The 18,087-nt window shown below is 43.3% G+C and carries 14 protein-coding genes; 6 read left to right on the top strand and 8 right to left on the bottom strand.

Going from position 1 to position 18,087, the window contains the following annotated elements:
• Window positions 1-106: 106 nt before the first annotated feature.
• The 6 genes from Q0R52_RS28815 to Q0R52_RS28795 all read right to left on the bottom strand — a co-directional run bounded on the left by Q0R52_RS28815 (window position 107) and on the right by Q0R52_RS28795 (window position 6,749).
• On the bottom strand, window positions 107-670 hold the full coding sequence (locus Q0R52_RS28815) for a K(+)-transporting ATPase subunit C (protein WP_295801964.1): 564 nt from the start codon (window positions 668-670) through the stop codon (window positions 107-109).
• Window positions 671-681: 11 nt separating this feature from the next.
• Window positions 682-2,709, bottom strand: a complete 2,028-nt coding sequence (kdpB, locus tag Q0R52_RS28810) for a potassium-transporting ATPase subunit KdpB (protein ID WP_295801962.1) — start codon at window positions 2,707-2,709, stop codon at window positions 682-684.
• Between the two features lie 6 nt (window positions 2,710-2,715).
• On the bottom strand, window positions 2,716-4,434 hold the full coding sequence (kdpA, locus tag Q0R52_RS28805) for a potassium-transporting ATPase subunit KdpA (RefSeq protein WP_295801960.1): 1,719 nt from the start codon (window positions 4,432-4,434) through the stop codon (window positions 2,716-2,718).
• Between the two features lie 12 nt (window positions 4,435-4,446).
• Window positions 4,447-4,524 (bottom strand): K(+)-transporting ATPase subunit F, encoded by a 78-nt coding sequence (kdpF, locus tag Q0R52_RS29425; protein ID WP_094573040.1) that lies wholly within the window; start codon window positions 4,522-4,524, stop codon window positions 4,447-4,449.
• Between the two features lie 610 nt (window positions 4,525-5,134).
• Complete coding sequence (locus Q0R52_RS28800; RefSeq protein ID WP_295801958.1) at window positions 5,135-6,466, bottom strand: sigma-54 dependent transcriptional regulator; 1,332 nt, start codon at window positions 6,464-6,466, stop codon at window positions 5,135-5,137.
• A gap of 91 nt (window positions 6,467-6,557) precedes the next feature.
• Entirely contained in the window at window positions 6,558-6,749 is a 192-nt protein-coding gene (locus tag Q0R52_RS28795; protein ID WP_295801956.1) for a hypothetical protein, read from the bottom strand.
• Between the two features lie 372 nt (window positions 6,750-7,121).
• Between Q0R52_RS28795 and Q0R52_RS28790 the strand changes: the two genes are divergently transcribed.
• The 5 genes from Q0R52_RS28790 to Q0R52_RS28770 all read left to right on the top strand — a co-directional run bounded on the left by Q0R52_RS28790 (window position 7,122) and on the right by Q0R52_RS28770 (window position 12,101).
• Window positions 7,122-7,937, top strand: coding sequence for an AraC family transcriptional regulator (locus Q0R52_RS28790; protein ID WP_295801955.1), 816 nt, complete (start codon window positions 7,122-7,124; stop codon window positions 7,935-7,937).
• 206 nt (window positions 7,938-8,143) lie between these two features.
• Window positions 8,144-9,385: a S41 family peptidase gene (locus tag Q0R52_RS28785; protein WP_295801953.1), complete on the top strand. Its 1,242-nt coding sequence runs from the start codon at window positions 8,144-8,146 to the stop codon at window positions 9,383-9,385.
• Between the two features lie 6 nt (window positions 9,386-9,391).
• Entirely contained in the window at window positions 9,392-10,438 is a 1,047-nt protein-coding gene (locus tag Q0R52_RS28780; RefSeq protein ID WP_295801951.1) for a beta-eliminating lyase-related protein, read from the top strand.
• 48 nt (window positions 10,439-10,486) lie between these two features.
• On the top strand, window positions 10,487-11,455 hold the full coding sequence (locus tag Q0R52_RS28775) for a 2-dehydro-3-deoxygalactonokinase (protein ID WP_295801949.1): 969 nt from the start codon (window positions 10,487-10,489) through the stop codon (window positions 11,453-11,455).
• 1 nt (window position 11,456) lies between these two features.
• On the top strand, window positions 11,457-12,101 hold the full coding sequence (locus tag Q0R52_RS28770; RefSeq protein ID WP_295801947.1) for a bifunctional 4-hydroxy-2-oxoglutarate aldolase/2-dehydro-3-deoxy-phosphogluconate aldolase: 645 nt from the start codon (window positions 11,457-11,459) through the stop codon (window positions 12,099-12,101).
• 72 nt (window positions 12,102-12,173) lie between these two features.
• Here Q0R52_RS28770 and Q0R52_RS28765 read toward each other — a convergent pair whose 3' ends face one another.
• Window positions 12,174-13,505 carry a vanadium-dependent haloperoxidase gene (locus Q0R52_RS28765; protein WP_295801945.1) on the bottom strand — a complete coding sequence of 444 codons (1,332 nt, stop codon included), beginning with the start codon at window positions 13,503-13,505 and terminating at the stop codon, window positions 12,174-12,176.
• Between the two features lie 323 nt (window positions 13,506-13,828).
• Between Q0R52_RS28765 and Q0R52_RS28760 the strand changes: the two genes are divergently transcribed.
• Window positions 13,829-14,764: a hypothetical protein gene (locus Q0R52_RS28760; protein ID WP_295801943.1), complete on the top strand. Its 936-nt coding sequence runs from the start codon at window positions 13,829-13,831 to the stop codon at window positions 14,762-14,764.
• 11 nt (window positions 14,765-14,775) lie between these two features.
• On the opposite strand, the gene Q0R52_RS28755 is transcribed toward Q0R52_RS28760, so the two are convergent.
• Window positions 14,776-18,072 carry a VCBS repeat-containing protein gene (locus Q0R52_RS28755; protein WP_295801942.1) on the bottom strand — a complete coding sequence of 1,099 codons (3,297 nt, stop codon included), beginning with the start codon at window positions 18,070-18,072 and terminating at the stop codon, window positions 14,776-14,778.
• Between the last annotated feature and the right edge of the window lie 15 nt (window positions 18,073-18,087).

The raw sequence follows: 18,087 nt of genomic DNA, 5'->3' as shown, positions 1-18,087 counted from the left end.
TACGCCTATGGGGCTAGTGAATATGAACAGAGGAGCACGAAGATTTTTTACTCAATTACGCTCCGTGCCCCCTGTCCATTCTCTGTGTCCCGGCGGTATATATGTTCTATTTCAATTCGTCAAGTGCTACATTTAATTTTAGCACATTAACCTTGCCCGGGCCAAACAAGCCCAAAAGCGGCTGCTCGATATGGCTGTTTACCAGGGCTGCTACTTTCTGCTCGTCAAGCTTGCGGTATTGGGCAACCCGTTTTACCTGCATTTTAGCTGCATCGGCAGAAATATCAGGGTCGAGGCCACTGCCTGATGCAGTAACCATATCAGCAGGGATATCGCTCTTTTTTAAATAAGGGTGATATTTCAACAAAGTGTCGATGCGATTTTTAACATCCTTTAAATAATCGGGGTTGCTTGGACCTTTGTTGGAACCCGACGAACCGGCTGCGTTATAGCTTGCAGCTGAAGGCCTTCCCCAAAAGTATTGTGGTTTGGTAAAGCTCTGCCCAATGGCTGCATAGCCCACCACTTTGCCGTTTACTATAATTTGCTCGCCATCACCGTGGCCTTTTGACAATTTACCGGCGAGTGTAATGAACAGCGGGTATATCACACATAATAAAATGGTGAGTACAACGGTGATCCTTATTGATGGAACAATATATTTTTTCATTTTCTTAATTATTAAAGCATTAATGAAGTAACCATATCAATTAATTTGATACCTATAAATGGTGCAATTACACCGCCCACGCCATAAATAAGCAGGTTGCGACGCAACAGCGCACTGGCGCCGATGGGTTTATATTCAACACCTCTCAGTGCAAGCGGTATCAGCATCGGGATGATGATGGCGTTAAATATTACAGCTGATAAAATGGCCGATTCCGGGCTGTGCAGTTTCATGATGTTAATGCTTTGCAAAGCAGGTATCGATGCCATAAATAAGGCAGGTACAATGGCGAAATACTTGGCCACGTCGTTGGCTATAGAGAAGGTAGTAAGCGTCCCCCTTGTAATTAACAGCTGCTTGCCTATTTCAACAATCTCAATCAGCTTGGTAGGGTCATTATCCAGGTCGACCATGTTGCCGGCTTCTTTAGCTGCCTGGGTTCCGCTGTTCATGGCAACGCCAACATCGGCCTGGGCCAGGGCGGGGGCATCGTTTGTACCATCGCCCATCATGGCAACCAGCTTGCCGCTGTTTTGCTCCAGCTTAATGTAGTTCATTTTATCTTCGGGCTTGGCTTCGGCAATGTAATCGTCAACACCGGCCTTTTCGGCAATAAATTTGGCAGTTAAGGGGTTATCGCCGGTAACCATCACCGTTTTAACACCCATTTTGCGCAGGCGTTCAAAGCGTTCCGAAATACCGGTTTTGATGATATCCTGCAGCTCAATTACACCCAGAATTTTTTCGTTTTGGGCAACTACCAGCGGCGTACCACCGTTTGAAGCGATGATTTTTACCCTTTCATCAATTTCATCGGGATAAGGATTACCAGCCTTTACCGCGATGTTTTTTATTGAATCGGATGCCCCCTTGCGAATACGCAGGCCACCTGGTGTGTTAATACCGCTGGAGCGTGTTTCCGCCGTAAATTTTACAAACTCCGAGCCTTCGGGGGTAACTGGTAATTTAAAATGAGTGGCAGCCAATTCAACAATCGACTTACCTTCGGGGGTTTCATCAGCAAGCGATGAAAGTACGCAGGCGGTCATAAAATCATCAGGTAACACCCCTAATGCTGGCCAAAAATGGGTTGCTTTACGGTTACCGATGGTGATGGTACCTGTTTTATCCAGCAAAAGTACGTCAATGTCGCCGGCTGTTTCTACCGCCTTGCCCGATTTGGTGATCACGTTCGCACGCAATGCCCTGTCCATCCCAGCAATACCAATGGCTGATAAAAGACCGCCGATAGTGGTTGGTATTAAACATACAAACAGCGATATTAAAGCTGCTATGGTGATTGGCGTATTGGCATAATTTGCAAATGGCTGCAGCGTAACGCATACGATAACGAATATCAGCGTAAAGCTGGCCAGCAAAATGGTCAACGCAATTTCGTTCGGTGTTTTTTGGCGCGATGCACCTTCAACCAAAGCAATCATCTTATCCAGAAAGCTTTCACCGGGCTGGGTGGATACCATTACTTTAATTTCGTCCGATAGTACTTTTGTACCACCGGTTACGGACGATTTATCACCACCCGATTCTCGAATAACAGGGGCTGATTCGCCGGTTATTGCCGATTCATCTATTGTTGCGATACCTTCGATGATCTCGCCATCGGTTGGGATGGTGTCGCCGGTTTCGCAGAAAAACACATCGCCTTTACGCAGCTCGCTTGATGATTTGGTAACGATGCTGCCATCGGCCATTATAACCTTTGCAGGTGTTTCCTGGCGGGTTTTACGCAGACTGTCGGCCTGTGCTTTGCCGCGTGCTTCGGCAATGGCTTCGGCAAAGTTGGCAAACAGCACGGTTAACAATAGTATGATAAATATGGCTACGTTATAGCCGAACGAACCCTGGTCGCGGTGCGAGAAGCTGTAAATGCTTACAAACAGCATCACCAGTGTGCCTATCTCCACGGTAAACATTACCGGGTTGCGCACCATTACCCTGGGATCGAGTTTTATGAATGATTCCTTCAGCGCGGTTTGCACCTGGGCGGATTCAAATAATTTGTTATTTTGAGTTTTCATTTTCTTTTACTTAAGCATGGAGAAATGTTCGGCCAGCGGACCAAGAGCCAGCGCCGGGAAGTACGAAAGGGCGTTTAATACGAGGATTACCGCGAAAGTCATCAATCCAAATGTGAGGGTATCGGTTTTTAAAGTACCGGTAGACTCTGGAATGAATTTCTTTTGGGCCAATAAACCTGCAATAGCAACTGGTCCTATTATTGGCAAAAAGCGGCCCAACAGCAGTACAATACCGGTAGTTACGTTCCAGAAAATGTTACCATCGCCCAAGCCTTCAAATCCTGAACCGTTGTTTGCGTTTGCTGAAGTGTATTCATACAACATTTCGGAAAAGCCGTGATAACCGGGATTGTTAAGCCAGGTTGAAGGCTTAACAGCCCAATCGATATTGGGGTGCGCCACAAATACATAGCTCGACAGCGCCGTAAACGACATGATGAGGAAAGGGCTCAACAATGTAATCAGCGCAGCAATCTTCACCTCCCTGGCTTCCAGTTTATGGCCCAAAAACTCCGGTGTTCGCCCAACCATCAAACCTGATATGAATACAGCGATAATAAGGTAGATGAAATAGTTCATGATACCTACACCGCAACCGCCGAAGAAGGCGTTAATCATCATAGCCAAAAGTTCCCACAAACCTGTGAGTGCCATAGTGCTGTCATGCATACCATTAACCGAACCGGTTGACGTAACCGTTGTCAGCGTGCTCCAATATGCGGTAGCTGTTGGCCCGAAGCGTACCTCTTTGCCCTCCATGGCGCCGGTAGCCTGGCTTATGCCCATTTTGGCTATTAAGGGGTTACCGCCCAATTCGCTGCTTATACTCGGTATCATCAGCATAAATACCCCCACCATCATCACAGTGAAAATTATCCAGCCTAATTTTTTGCGGCCGATAAAATAACCGAAGGCCAATATCATAGCAACAGGGATAATAAACTGTGCTATAATTTCGGTCATGTTTGTTAAATAGTTCGGATTTTCCAGCGGATGGGTCGAGTTGGCGCCGAACCAGCCCCCACCATTTGTGCCCAGGTGTTTAATAGCAATCATCTGTGCAGCAGGGCCGCGCGAAACGTTTACCGTATCGCCTTGTAACGATATAAATTTGTCTTTACCAGCATAACTGCTTGGTGTACCGTTAAAGGTTAGTATTAGTGCTATAACAATTGACAAAGGCAATAATATGCGGGTAATGGACTTTACAAAGAAATTCCAGAAGTTACCTAAGTCAGTAGTGGTTTTATCCCTGAAAGCTTTAAATATAGCCACCGCGCAGGCCATCCCTGTAGCGGCACTTACAAAGTGCAGGAACATAAAAATAAAGTGCTGCGTCAGGTAAGTGGCACCGCTTTCGCCAGAGTAATGCTGAAGGTTGCAATTAACCACGAAACTGATGATCGTATTGAATGCAAGGTCGGCAGATTGTCCGGCGTTGCCATCCGGGTTTAGCAGCAGCTTATCCTGGTGCATCAGCACAAAAAAACCATACACCAGCCAAAGGATGTTAATGGTCATCATTGCCTTTAAAAACTGCTTCCAGTTCATCGGCTCATTAGGGTTAATTCCCGACAGCTTATAAATGCCTCTTTCAAGCGGCTTTAAAAAGTCGGTCCAAATTTTTTCCCCGGCATACATTTTTGCCAGGTACTTGCCCAGGGGTATTGCTATCAGCATGGTGATGGCAAACGAGGCAATAATTCCAAGTAGTTCAGTGTTCATCGGGTTTTACAATTAAAATTTTTCGGGTTTCAGCAGTACATATACCATGTATATGAATACTGCAATTGCTACGATAAATAGGGCTAACATAATTTTTAGATTTTTTCGAAGTAATCAATTGATTTAAAGACGAGCCAACAGCCAACAAGCAGGGCCAGGAAAAGAATGATTGTAAGCATGATTATATATATTAATGTTAAGTTGCAACGTTCGTGATTAAATCTACCTGTATTACAGGCTCTTAAAAATGACAAGCATCATTTAAAACTACTGTTATGAGGTGCCGATATTATCTGCTGATAAATGCAAAACCTGGGTTTTAAAAATTTGATGATCTGGAAAAGAGTTGCGATATGCATGGTGATTCTTTTATTTACACCACATTGGCAAAGGGAGTACCAGTATTTGTATTTTTATTTATAAACAATTGATTGTTAATTATTTATAAATAAAAACCATCATTCCTGCCAGGGTGTAAACAAATAAACCCTTCCATTTTGGAAGGGTTTATTTATCAAAAAGGGGTATTTACACAATTTTTAATGAAAAAATATCTAACCCATTGATTAATAATAAGTTAAATTGATTTTTAGGCCAACAAGTGTCAACCCTGTCACCCCCCCTTTCCAAAAGAAAGCGGGTTGTGACTTTGAAAAATTTCAATAGCTTAGTTTACCGGAAAGCGCCAATAAATATGAGATTATATCTGGTATTCCTCAATCTTCCTGTAAAGGGTGGTCAACCCAATGTTCATCAGCCGGGCGGCTTCTGTTTTATTGCCTTTGGTGTATTGCAATATTTTGCGGATATGGTTTTTCTCGACCATTGACAGCTCGAAAACCATCCCGGCAGATTCAGGTTGGGCGTCGTAACCCGAAGGCAACAGGTTAGCTGTTAAAGTATCGCCATCGCATAATATAACCGCACGTTCGATTAGATTTTTCAGTTCCCGTACATTGCCTTTCCAGTGATAGCTTTCTAGCTTTTTCAGCAAACCGCCGTCTATGCTTTTAATTTTGGGGTTTGTTTTGGCGGCGTATATTTTAAGGTAATGTTCGGCCAGCGGTTTTATATCTCCGGTGCGTTCGTTAAGCGAGGGCAGGTAAATAGTGAAAACCGACAGCCGGTAAAACAAATCCTGCCTGAAACGGCCTTTTTCTATTTCATCCTGCAAATTGCGATTGGTGGCGGCAAGTATGCGGGCATTAATCTTTTGGGTTTTGGTATCCCCTATTTTAATAAACTCGCCCGATTCAAGGACACGCAGCAGTTTAGCCTGCAGATCTATACTCATCTCCCCTATTTCATCCAGAAACAGGGTACCGCCATCGGCTTCTTCAACCAGGCCTTTTTTGTCTTTTTGTGCTCCCGTAAACGCCCCGGCGCGGTAACCGAATAATTCGCTTTCCAGCAATTCGGACGAGAACGCGCTGCAATTTACCGCTACAAAACTTTTGCTCTTGCGGTTGCTGTTGTAGTGAATACATTGGGCAAAAACTTCCTTGCCGGTGCCCGTTTCGCCTAATAATAACACAGTGGTATCGGTTGCTGATACTTTGCGTGCGAGGTTAATGGCATCTTTTATTTGAGCGGAACTTCCTAAAATGCCATCAAAGCTGTGTTGATTGATGATCTTATTTTCAAGCTCGTAAAGTTTATACTGCAGGCTTGCTTTCTCGAAGGCCTTTGAAACCAGGGGTAAAATCTTTTCGTTATCGTCGCCTTTAATGATGTAATCGAAAGCGCCGTTTTTTATGGCGGTTACGCCATCTTGTATCGTACCATAGGCAGTAAGGCATATTACCTCAGCATAAGGGCTTTTTTCTTTTACATGTTTTACCAGTTCGACGCCGTTAATATCGGGCAATTTTACATCGCTCAATACCACATGGATAATTTCCGCATCCAGTAGTTTTAGTCCTTCGCGGGCAGTACCAGCCTGCAGCACCCTGTAACCCTCCATCTCGATGATACGGCTAAGCAACCCCCGTAATTTTGCTTCATCGTCGATAATTAATACGCTTTTTTGCATTGCTGATTTTTAGAAGGTGATATTGCATCCAAAACTATTGAATTTAACGGGGATTATTTAAACAAACATGCGTTATGGCTTACCTATGCTATTAATGATGTTTTTGAACGGGGTGATGTTCGATATTATCAACCGTGTAAACCTCCAGCAAACCGTTTTCATTTACAGATAAATCGCTCAGGCCTTGCGGCGATGGTGTTTTCTTCTTTTTAGGGCCGAATAAGGGGAGTATAATTATTGCCAACAATGCGCTTACTTTAAGCACGATATAAAATGCTGTCATTTTCTTCGATATTTATAAATATGGCCGGGTTGTGAAACCTGGCACGCGGGGAGTGTGCTAAATGTATGCCATATTTAAGCCCGCATAAGTAAATATTACTTTAAACCTTGTAAACATGGTTTTTATGAATTGACGCGGCTTTGCGTAAAAATGAATAGCGTTTCATTTCGGAAGGGTGATGTTTTCAAAACGGCAATTATTTGATATAACAAATATGTCATTTCGAGGTACGACGAGAAAACTTGTCCGCTGGCTAAGCACGCGAAAATGTAAGGCGTAAAAGGTTTCTCACTATCGTTCGAAATGACATTTTTTTTTATCCGACTAACTTTGTCCTTCCGATGTCTCACGGATGCTCAATTATTTGTACTTTTGAAATTACAGCACACGGTTACTCAGCCAAGTATGTCGTCATCAAATTATTATAAGTTACCTTTAATAGATGGGCTTGAAGCGCTGGATGCTGTAAATTACAATACGCCGTTCCCGTTCCATTTTCATCCGACCTACAATATTTCGCTGGTATACGAGGGCGTATTTGAAACAAAGCTGAGCGATAAAAGCGTAAGTGCCCTAAAGGGAACGATACTGGTTACCAATCCGCACGAAATACACGCCAACCCTTGCGTAAAGGCCGATGCACGGAGTTTTTTTACATTTTACCTCACCGCCGATTTTTTTGAATATGCGAACGGCCTAAAAAACCTGCAGTTTAAAGAAAAGGTAATTCACGACGACCTGATTTTTGCCGAACTTCACCAGGTATCGCTTAAAATTAAATCAGGCCATGTCGGAAATAGTTATGAAAAGCAACTCACCGATGTGCTGAAAATGATGGTCTTAACACATGGTACTATTGCTGATGAGCACGGGCATGAGAAAATCACGGCAATGTTTGACAATTACCTGGATGAGACCCATTTCGAAAAATTTTCATTGCAAGATGCCGCCAACCAGCTTGGTTTAGACAAATTTAAGTTCCTCAGGCTGTTCAAATTTCAAACCGGATTAACCCCCAACAATTACCTGATTTTAAAAAAGATTGAGAAAAGCAAGATAATGCTGGCCGATGGCGCACACCTGCTCGGCGTAGCCATCGACCTTGGCTTTTACGATACCGCCCATTTTTGCAAGCATTTTAAAAAATTTACCGGTACCTCGCCTATTGCTTACCAATCGTCGGTTTAAAACATCAATCCCCCGATGGGCGGTGCCCATCGCTAACATATTTATCCCCTTCGGGGAAATTCTACGAACCCTGAAAGGGTTCAATATGCCAGCGCAGGGCACCGCCCTGCGCGAAAACGCCAGACGTCGCATTTCGAACCTGTTGCAATATCATACAATAGCCTGCGCTTGCTGCCCCCTACTTTTGTTGTACAAATTATAAGTACATGAAAAAGTTAGTATTAATCGCGTTGCTGTTTAGCACTATAGCAGCATCTGCCCAAACAAACACTCCATCCGTCTATCGCAAGGATTTTGATTATTTATGGAACACCGTTGACAGTAACTACTGTTATTTCAATAAAAAGCCTATCGACTGGAATAAAGTAAAAGCCATTTATGCACCACAGATAGATACGGTGACAACCCGCGACTCGTTTGTGACAATAATTGAGCACGTACTGAACGAACTTTACGACCACCACATCTCCCTTGGCACAAATACGGATTTATCACGCCGCCTGGTGCCCACCGGCGCAGATATTTGGGCCGAATTTCAGAGTGGCAGGGCCATAGTAACAGAAGTACGCAAAGCCTTCGGCGCCGAAAAAGTTGGGATAACCGCCGGAATGGAAGTAGTTGCTGTAAATGATGTACCCGTAAACCAAGCTTTATTGCCTTTTTTAGCACATACTGCCGATATCGAGGCTAAAAACTACGCGCTGCGTTTGCTATTGGCCGGCGACCATATTACCAAACGGGTTATCACCCTAAAAAGCAAAGACGGTGTTAAAGAATATTACCCTGATAAGGATGGGCTGATGCTGGAGCACGTAAAATATCCGGAGATGGTTGAGTCGAAAATAATTGGGGATGTGGGGTATATAAAAGTCAACAATTTTTTATTTGATAACAGCATAATCGCGAAATTTGACAGTGTACTAAACAAGCTGTTACCTACCAAAGCATTGATAATAGATATGCGCGAAACACCCAGCGGTGGCAACACATCGGTTGCACGCGCTATTTTAGGGCGATTTATAACTGCTGAACATTTTTACCAGAAGCACGAGTATTACGCCGAGGAAAAAGAAACCGGCATAAAACGCAGCTGGGTAGAAATTGTATCGCCCCGAGGCATAACTTATACAAAACCTTTGGTTATACTTGCCAATCATTGGACAGGCAGTATAGCCGAGGGCATAACCATCGGTTTCGACGGAATGAAGAGGGCAACTGTTATTGGCACCACGCTGGCGAGGCTAAACGGCTCGGTTGAAAGTTTCAGGATGCCGAACACGAAAATTGGGTTTAATATACCAACTGAAAGGCTTTATCATGTTAGCGGCTTACCTCGTGAACTGTATAAACCAACAATTGTGGCTGATGTAACCAAACAAAAACCAGGCGCCGGCAGCGATGTGATTTTGAACCTGGCGTTGGCATTTTTAAGTAATAAAACTAAATAAGTGAATATGACTTATCACGGAAAAATAAACTTCTCGAGCGAAAATTATGCGGGTGTCCATCAACAAATTATGGACGCATTGGCAAAGGCAAACTTCGGCAGCGCACCATCTTATGGAAACGACACCTATACCAAAGAAACCGTCGCACTTTTCAAGCAGCACTTTGGCGAAGATATAGACGTGTATTTCGCCTTTAACGGCACCGGCGCTAACAACTTCGGCATAGGTTCGGTAACAGAAAAATTCAGCTCGATATTTTGTACCGAAGTAGCCCATTTGCTGGTCGATGAATCAACCGCACCCGAAACTTTTATAGGATGCAGAATGTACCCGGTGGACCACGTGGATGGCAAAATTGTGCTGGCCGATCTAAAAAGCAAAATCAAGCGCTTTGGCGATGTGCACCACCCGCAACCCAAAGTTATATCATTAACTCAGCCTACCGAATACGGCACTGTTTATACTTTAGATGAACTGAAAGCAATTAAACAGGTATGCACCGATAATGGCATGCTGCTGCATGTTGATGGGGCCAGGTTTTTCAATGCGGCTGTTTTTTTAAATGCTACTTTGAAACAAATAAGCGCCGACGCTGGAGTCGACATCCTGACACTTGGCGGCACCAAAAGCGGGCTCATGTTTGGCGAGGCTGTTATCTTTTTTAATACCGATAAGCCCGGCTCGCATAAATACAATTTGAAAAGGAGTATGCAGCTGGCATCAAAAAACAGGTTTATCGCTGTGCAGTTTGATACTTTGTTGCGTGGTGGTTTATGGAAGGAAGTTGCAGAACATAGTAATAAACTTGCAATCCTGCTGAAAAATTCGCTTGCAAACATCCCGGCGATAACGTTCACGCAACCGGTGGAAACCAATGCGGTGTTTGTTACACTCCCGGCAAATGTCTACGATAAAACGCAGGAATTTTCGAGCTTTTATGAATGGAACGAAGAGAAAAACGAGTATAGGTTAATGATTTCGTTTAATACCACTGAAGAGGAAATAAAGACTTTTGTAGATAAATTGCGGCTTTTGATTGAGCAGGCAACATGATATATATTTAACAGGGCGGGTACACAGTAAAAACCACAGGCATAAAATATGAACTACTTTTTAAGCTGCGATTGGGGTACAAGCGCGCTCAGGTTAATGTTGGTCGATGCGGTTAGCGGAGAAATCATTGCCAGGGAAAGTTCGGATCAAGGTATTGCTGATACTTTTGCGCAGTGGAAGACGACCGAAAGTCCCCGCGAGGCTTTTTATCTTGATGTACTCAGGCTGCAAATTATAGCTATCGAAAAAAAGCTTAATTTAAACCTGGATGGTGTTCCGGTAATTGCTTCGGGCATGGCCTCTTCCTCCATCGGGATTATGGAATTGCCGTATAGCGAATTGCCATTTGATTTATCAGGCAGCAATCTTACGATGCATCATCTGCCCGCAACTGCAGGTTTTAATCATAAAAAAAATTTAGTCTCGGGAGTAAAAAGCGCAGATGATGTAATGCGGGGCGAAGAAACACAGTTAATAGGCTGTATCGACCCGATGCAAACCGTTATAAATGACGAAATTTTTATTTTTCCGGGTACACATTCAAAGCACATTCGTATAAATAATAATAAGGTTACCGGCTTTAAAACATTTATGACCGGTGATTTTTTTGAGCTCCTGTCGCAAAAAAGCATTTTGAGCACATCTGTCGAAAAAACAGCTGAAATGGAAAGCCCTGGCCAGTTGAGTAGTTTTAAAGCTGGAGTTGAAGAAGGTGCGACTAACGGTTTGCTTTCCGCCGCATTTAAAGTACGTACGAACAATTTATTCAGTAAGTACAGCAAGGCAGAAAATTTCACCTTTCTGAGCGGCTTGTTAATAGGCGCTGAACTAACAGATCCGGCAATACGAACCGCAAAAAAAATTCACCTGTTATGCGGCTCAAAACTTGCACAGTACTATCCCACTGCATTTGAATGCTTAGGGCTATCACAACAGCTGAAAACTTACCCCGCCCAATGGGTTGATGATGCTGTTGCAAGGGCACATTTTAAAATATACCACCAGAAACAAAAGTAATATGAACGCGAAATTTTCATGGGAGCTTTTTGATGCGTTGCCCGTTGTAGGCATCATGCGCAATTTACCTGCAGACCAGGTTGAAGCCATTGCTCAAACTTACCATAAATCGGGTTTTACCTGCCTCGAGGTTACCATGAATTCGGCCGGAGCCGAAGAAAACATCTACGAACTTGCTAAAACTTATGGCGGCCGGCTCAACATCGGCGCCGGCACAGTTTGCAGCATGCACGACCTCGAAAAAGCATTAAAAGTAAATGCCCAATTTATAGTAGCGCCGGTTATTAATGAAGAAGTTATAAAAGCCTGCCTAAACGAACAAATCCCAATATTCCCGGGGGCGTATACACCTTCTGAAATCTACAAGGCATGGACCTTGGGAGCAAGCCTGGTTAAGGTTTTCCCGGCAACGGACTTAGGCACAAGATACATCAAAGAAGTATTGGCGCCGTTAAACCATATTAAATTGATACCCACCGGTGGCATCAATTTCGAAAATTTTACCGGCTATTTAGCCGCCGGAGCGAAAGGTGTTGGCATCGGCAGCCATCTTTTCCCGGCTGACATTATAAAAAATAAAAATTGGGAGGCCCTCGAAAAAATATATCGCGACTTTAGGGAAAAATACCAGGCATATTTAAAGTAATGGCTCTGCCGGTTAACAGGTACCACCGGCCTTGCTTCATAACCAACCGGCCTTTCTAATTTAATAGAAACTCTAATCTTTTTTCCTCATATGTAATTTGCGAACAATACTGTCACCAAGTGTTTTACCATAACCTGAAGACACTATTGTTGAATTTCGAAAATGTATCCCACCATAAAACCTGGACCATGAGGTTTCGTCTGCTGCCTGGCGGAAGGACTTAAATGTGCGGCTTTTAATGCCAAACTCAAGTTCTGAAGTATCTTTGTAAGCCAGGTTGTCGCCAAATACATCCGTTAAAACTTCAGCAGCTGCGGCAGATATTGTACAATGCCCGCAGGTATACTCCGGGAATGGCGGCGTTTGAAGGTGGGGCCGCCAATCCTGGTTAAAATATTTGTCGATAACCGTCTCGGGCCTTACCGTTGCATATTTAAACTTTGCCGCCCAGCATTCAATAAAAGCGTCAAATAAAGCAATTGAAGTTTTTGCATAGGCATAAACCGTACCCGGAAAATCAGCTTTAGCTTGCTCAGCTGCAATGCCTGTAACGCTCATCCAATGGCCCGGTGGCGAAAACTTCTTGGTAATAAACATTACGTGGCCCATCACATTTAATTTTCCGGGATTATCGTCCCAAAAATCAGCAATATGAATTTGTTCGGGTGTTAATTTGCCTGATACATCAATCATGCTCGCAACCTCCTGGTAATATTTGCTTTGCTTATCGGTTACGTTAAATGCAGGCGGCGGCGCCACATCAAACTGGTTGGCATCACGCATTGCCATGGTTCTGATCTCGCTCCAGTGCGGCTCAACAGCTGCAGCATACGACGGCGGAGTCGGCACCCATCTGCCAGGAATATTTTTTACCGAATATTTAGAGGCACTGCGGGTTTTTAAATAATTATCGCCTTTGCTCCACTTCATTATAGACAGCCCAACCCTTTTTGCGTAATCTTCGGAGCCGGTTATCATATCGCCTGGCATACCATGGTCTGCTGCCAGCTTGTGCAGGCTGTCAATATAATATTTCATACTCCCCTCCGGGAAAGTTACAGCCTCACCAACCCTGCAAAATGCCAGCAAGGCAGCGTATTCAAAGTCTATTTTTTCGTTTGGCTGCGGTTTCGCTACGGATTGAAATCCGTTTAGCTGGCCGCATAAGCTGCGGTACTGGTTCGGATAGCCGGCAGCAATCACCTCATAGGCAGCAACGTTTGCGTAGGCATAATTGCGCGAAGCCACAACCGGCGAAAAATTGTTGCCCATTACCACGCTGTTCAGTTCGTGCACGGCCTGGCTAAACAGCACAGGGTTATGTATAATTTTTTCATAGTCGGGCTTTTTACAAGACGCAAGAAATGTTAAAAACACTACAACGCCTAACACATAATATTTCATTTATAAGTAGTTTAAATTAACCGTATGTTGCCGCAAAATCTGCTAAAAATCTGCTAAAATAATTGTCGCGTATACTGGTTTAAAGTGGTTTAATTAGCACCACTAATATATATGTTTAAGTCGCTATTACGAAAATGATTTCGATGTTCTTTACCATCATAAAGCTATGCGCAAACGTTTGATTTTGGCAAATTGCAAAATACCGGTAAATGAGTTTTTCCCAACTTTAAACATTCGCTTTTATTTATGCGAAATGTAGTTTTGATGCCGACTTTTCGCTTCGATATGGTTATTTTTGTTCATACTTATTCTCCTGTTTTGTAATGATCAAACGTTTTTTCTGGGTACTATTAGTCCTTGTAGTAGTTTTTTTCGCCGGCATTTATATTTATATTCCATCAACTATTTTGGCGAGTGGCTCTGTAGTAGTTAAAACTGCCGAACACCATGCCGCTGATTTCTTAACTTCGAATACAGGTTGGAAAACCTGGTGGCCCGGCCAACAATTAACAGACGGTAAAACCTACAAATACCACGACAAAAGCTACCTGCTTGTTAAACTAAGCAATAGCGGGCCTTCGTTCGTTACAGTTGATGACCAGCACCCGATTAACGCCAACATTACCTTTATTGCCGCAGACAAGGAAAGCACCACGGTTATCTGGGCAGCTACCCTAAAGAGCAGCCTGAATCCATTTAAAAGGATAGAACAATACGAGGCTATAGTCGACCTAACGAAAAATTTGGACGAAGTTTTGCAGCGCCTTAAGCAATTTTTGGATGACGACAAAAAAGTTTATCAAATTGATGTAAGCGTGCAGAAAGTAAAAGATTCAGTGATACTTACCACCAACACTATTTTAAATCACGCGCCGGATATGCAGCAGGTATACAAAATGATTGCCGTACTTAAACAACAAGTTGTGCAACAAAAAAGGCTTGAAATGGGTCCACCCATGCTAAATGTACATCAATCCGGTGCAAACGAATTCGGGGTAATGGTTGGTATCCCCATCGACAAGGTAATTAACACAAGCGGGAAAACATCAATAAACAAAATGGTTTTAGGGAACATACTTGTAGCGGAAGTAAAAGGCGGACCAAATACCGTGCAATCCGCTATCAATTCGCTCGATACTTACCGGAAGGACCACAGCCTGGTATCGCCGGCGATGCCCTACCAATCGTTGATAACAAACCGCATGACCGAGCAGGATACCTCCAAATGGATCACAAAAATTTACTGCCCGATTTTTTAAAGGCGCGGCTATTATTGATTAACTAAAAGCAGCCTGCCGTCATAAGTAAGCACCAAGTATTCGGTTTTACCGGCCGTTTTAATGGGTTGCAGGTAAGTAATTTCCTGGAAATTAAAAGCAGGGTTAACCCAATAACGGGGTGTTTTAAAATCATCCTTTTTATTATCGAAACTTAAATCGGTTAATCCAAGTGCGTCATATTTGCCTTCGTATGGCACCACGCCCCAAAAATTACCGTTGATAATAACATCATTTTTCCCAGAGGCTATAACTGATTTTATGGGCGCCTGCTGGTAGGCAAATGGTAATGCCTTAACAGTTTTTGCATGTAATATATCGCTTATAAATACACTCTCAAAAGTATTAGCGGTTAGCTTTTTTCCTTCGTCGAGCTTATCTTTAAATATTTCGCCGGTTGTTTTATCCGCCATTTTTTGATAGCTCAGCCATTCTTTTTTCAGGTACGGCAACTCCTGTTCCAGGTCGTTTTTGGGCCTGAAGGGGTAGTAGTTTCCTTTATAACTATAGGATAGCAACAGGTCATTCCTGCCATCGTTGTCCACATCGTTGTTGTAGGCAAATAAAGGCGTTGATTCTGAAACGTTGAATTTATTATTTAACCCCCAATTGCCCGCAATCAAATCAGGTTTCCCGTCGTTATCCAAATCAGTAATTAATGCCGATTGCCACCAGCCTGTCATCCCGTCCAATAGTGTCGATGAAAACTTGGTTAATTGGTGATTTTTACTCAGGAAAATACTCACAGGCTGCCACTCGGCTGTAACTACAATATCATTCTCGCCATTGTGGTCAATATCTACTGAAGTAATACTTGTTAAATATTTGATTTTGGTGAACTGATCAAATTTACCGTCAGTTGTTGCTTCAAAATTTCCGTTGCCCTTATTTACCAAAATAACAGATGTTGACGGCGCGGTATAATTTCTAAACGATATCGCGCCCGACAAAAACACATCAGGCAATCCGTCGCCGTTAAAATCATACAAAAATAGTTTTGCGTACCGGCCGGCCAGCTTTGGCAACGGCCTGTTTTCAAATTGATTATTGCCCTTGTTAATATACAATCGCGGCGGTAGTAAGTTACCCGCATCGGCAAACGGATGATTTGAGCTCAGCACCAGCAAATCGGGCTTTCCATCCGCGTTTACATCTACCCACTTTGCCTCAGCATCGCCATCACCCCTGTTAAAAGCCGCAACCGGTACTTTGGTAAAGCTCCCGTCTTTATTGCCTAAAAGCAGGTATTTTTCTTCGCCAGGTACGCCTCCCACATAAATATCGTCGTAGCCATCACCATTTTCGTCAGCCACTGCAACAGCCGGGGTATGCGGCAAATAACAATGCGGCAACAGGTAATTGTAATTAAAATCGGGGGTTTCAAAGGTTTTAATGGCCGCCAGGGTTTTAACCGCCGGCATCGTATAGTCAAATAATTTTTTATCGTTTAAAAAACCCGCTATTAAATCCGCAGTGTTTTCAGTTGTTTTAGTGTTTGCCGCGTTGTATGTTAAAACAATTTTCTTACTTAATGTGAAGTTACTAATTACCTGGTACGAGTTATCGGGCCAAACAACCATCAGTTCGCTGGGTTTGTCGTTGGGTAAAAATGTAAAAGTGAGCTCTGCACTTTGCCCGCTTTCGTAGGCATTGCTGGTTTGAATTTCCTGGTGGTCAACCTGGGAGGTTGATTTCATGAAAAACTTCGTTCCGACGCCGTCAATGTTGCCTGCTTTATACTTTACGACGAATTTCAGGTAAGCAGGTTTGTCGGTACCATGATTTTCGATGGAAAGGTTTTGGTATACCGACGCAGGCTCATCCATGTTATTGGTCACAATTTCAAGGTCGCCATCATTATCAAGGTCAACCGCAATCGAGCCTGATGAAATAGATGGCTTTTGCATATCGTTAGTAACTGAAACGTCAGTAAACTTCAAGCTATCGCTGCCCTTGTATAAAAAGTTGTGCACGGCGCCATCCGGCATCATGTCGATTTTCTGGCGGTCAAATTTTCTCTCCGACTTATATTGCCTGATGGTATTTGGGTCGCCAAGATATTTCAGGTAGTCCATGTCGTTCAGTCGCTTTTTTATCCCGTTCGAAAAAAACAGGTCCTTGCGTCCGTCCATATCAAAATCCTGCGCCAATGGCGACCATGTCCAATCGGTAGCCGAAACGCCCGAATACAGGGCTATATCGACAAATTTCTTTCCGTTGGCAACATTTAGCTGCAAACAGTTTTTTGAATATTGGTAATAAAACCCGGCATTTACCTCCTGGTTATAAATATCCAAAGGCTCATCATTTATGGTTGATTTCAGCGCCTTCATATCTTCGGGCAGCATATCAGTCGACAGCACATCCAGCTGCCCGTCTTTATTGATATCACTCATGGTATTACCCATTGAGAAAAGGCTGGTATGGCCAAAGGCGCTTTTTAATTGTTCTTTAAAAGTCCCATTGTGTTGGTTGATGTAGTAGTAATCCTGCTCAAAAAAATCATTGCTTACATAAATATCGTCCCAACCGTCATTGTTTAAGTCACCAACGCTAACACCAAGCCCATAACCTATCGGCGCGGCATAAATTCCCGAACCCGCAGTGACATCGGTAAAATGGCCGCCATCGTTTCTAAACAGGTGGTCGCCTGCATTGTGGCTGTATTTGAAGCGTTGCGAAGAATCGCCGTAGGTGTCATTGCTATGAACCGACGATGTGAGCAAAAACATATCCAAATCACCATCCTTGTCATAATCGGTAAATGAAGCCTGGGTTGAAAACCCTTCAAAATCTAGCCCATATTTAGCCGCACTCTCCGTAAAGGTTAAATCGCCGTTATTAATATACAACTGGTTTTTGCCTTTAAAGCCGTTATAACCCGAAACTACGGTTACGTAAATATCTTTCAGTCCGTCGCCATTTATGTCCACTACGGTAACGCCGGTTTTCCAATCGCCGGTGCCGGCCACTCCGGCTTTTGCGGTAATGTCTTCAAACTGAAGTTTACCTTTATTCAGATATAGTTTGTTTGGGCCCTGGTTTGATACAAAATACAGGTCCGGCAAACCATCGTTGTTAAAATCGGCGGATGCTACACCGGCGCCGTTGTAGAAGTATAAATAATCAAGAATATTAACTGAATCAGTAGGGGTATTTTTATTTGCGAAGTCGATATGGGTTTCGCTTGCCGGCAGTAGCTTAAATATGCTTTCAACGGGTTTTTTATGGCTGCATGCTGATAACACACAGGCAATACCTAAACCTATAATTAGTGCAACTGGTTTCATTTTACTATTGTTACA

It is taken from the genome of Mucilaginibacter sp. (assembly GCF_025359345.1).
In the GTDB taxonomy this organism is placed as follows: Bacteria; Bacteroidota; Bacteroidia; order Sphingobacteriales; family Sphingobacteriaceae; genus Mucilaginibacter.
The sequence above is the reverse complement of the archived record's forward strand: the minus strand, read 5'-3'. Positions and strand labels throughout refer to the sequence as shown.

Coding starts and splice junctions, on each gene's coding strand:
- Q0R52_RS28815 (WP_295801964.1), bottom strand. CDS start 670: ATGAAAAAATATATTGTTCCATCAATAAGGATCACCGTTGTACTCACC.
- kdpB (WP_295801962.1), bottom strand. CDS start 2,709: ATGAAAACTCAAAATAACAAATTATTTGAATCCGCCCAGGTGCAAACC.
- kdpA (WP_295801960.1), bottom strand. CDS start 4,434: ATGAACACTGAACTACTTGGAATTATTGCCTCGTTTGCCATCACCATG.
- kdpF (WP_094573040.1), bottom strand. CDS start 4,524: ATGTTAGCCCTATTTATCGTAGCAATTGCAGTATTCATATACATGGTA.
- Q0R52_RS28800 (WP_295801958.1), bottom strand. CDS start 6,466: ATGCAAAAAAGCGTATTAATTATCGACGATGAAGCAAAATTACGGGGG.
- Q0R52_RS28795 (WP_295801956.1), bottom strand. CDS start 6,749: ATGACAGCATTTTATATCGTGCTTAAAGTAAGCGCATTGTTGGCAATA.
- Q0R52_RS28785 (WP_295801953.1), top strand. CDS start 8,144: ATGAAAAAGTTAGTATTAATCGCGTTGCTGTTTAGCACTATAGCAGCA.
- Q0R52_RS28780 (WP_295801951.1), top strand. CDS start 9,392: ATGACTTATCACGGAAAAATAAACTTCTCGAGCGAAAATTATGCGGGT.
- Q0R52_RS28775 (WP_295801949.1), top strand. CDS start 10,487: ATGAACTACTTTTTAAGCTGCGATTGGGGTACAAGCGCGCTCAGGTTA.
- Q0R52_RS28770 (WP_295801947.1), top strand. CDS start 11,457: ATGAACGCGAAATTTTCATGGGAGCTTTTTGATGCGTTGCCCGTTGTA.
- Q0R52_RS28765 (WP_295801945.1), bottom strand. CDS start 13,505: ATGAAATATTATGTGTTAGGCGTTGTAGTGTTTTTAACATTTCTTGCG.
- Q0R52_RS28760 (WP_295801943.1), top strand. CDS start 13,829: ATGATCAAACGTTTTTTCTGGGTACTATTAGTCCTTGTAGTAGTTTTT.
- Q0R52_RS28755 (WP_295801942.1), bottom strand. CDS start 18,072: ATGAAACCAGTTGCACTAATTATAGGTTTAGGTATTGCCTGTGTGTTA.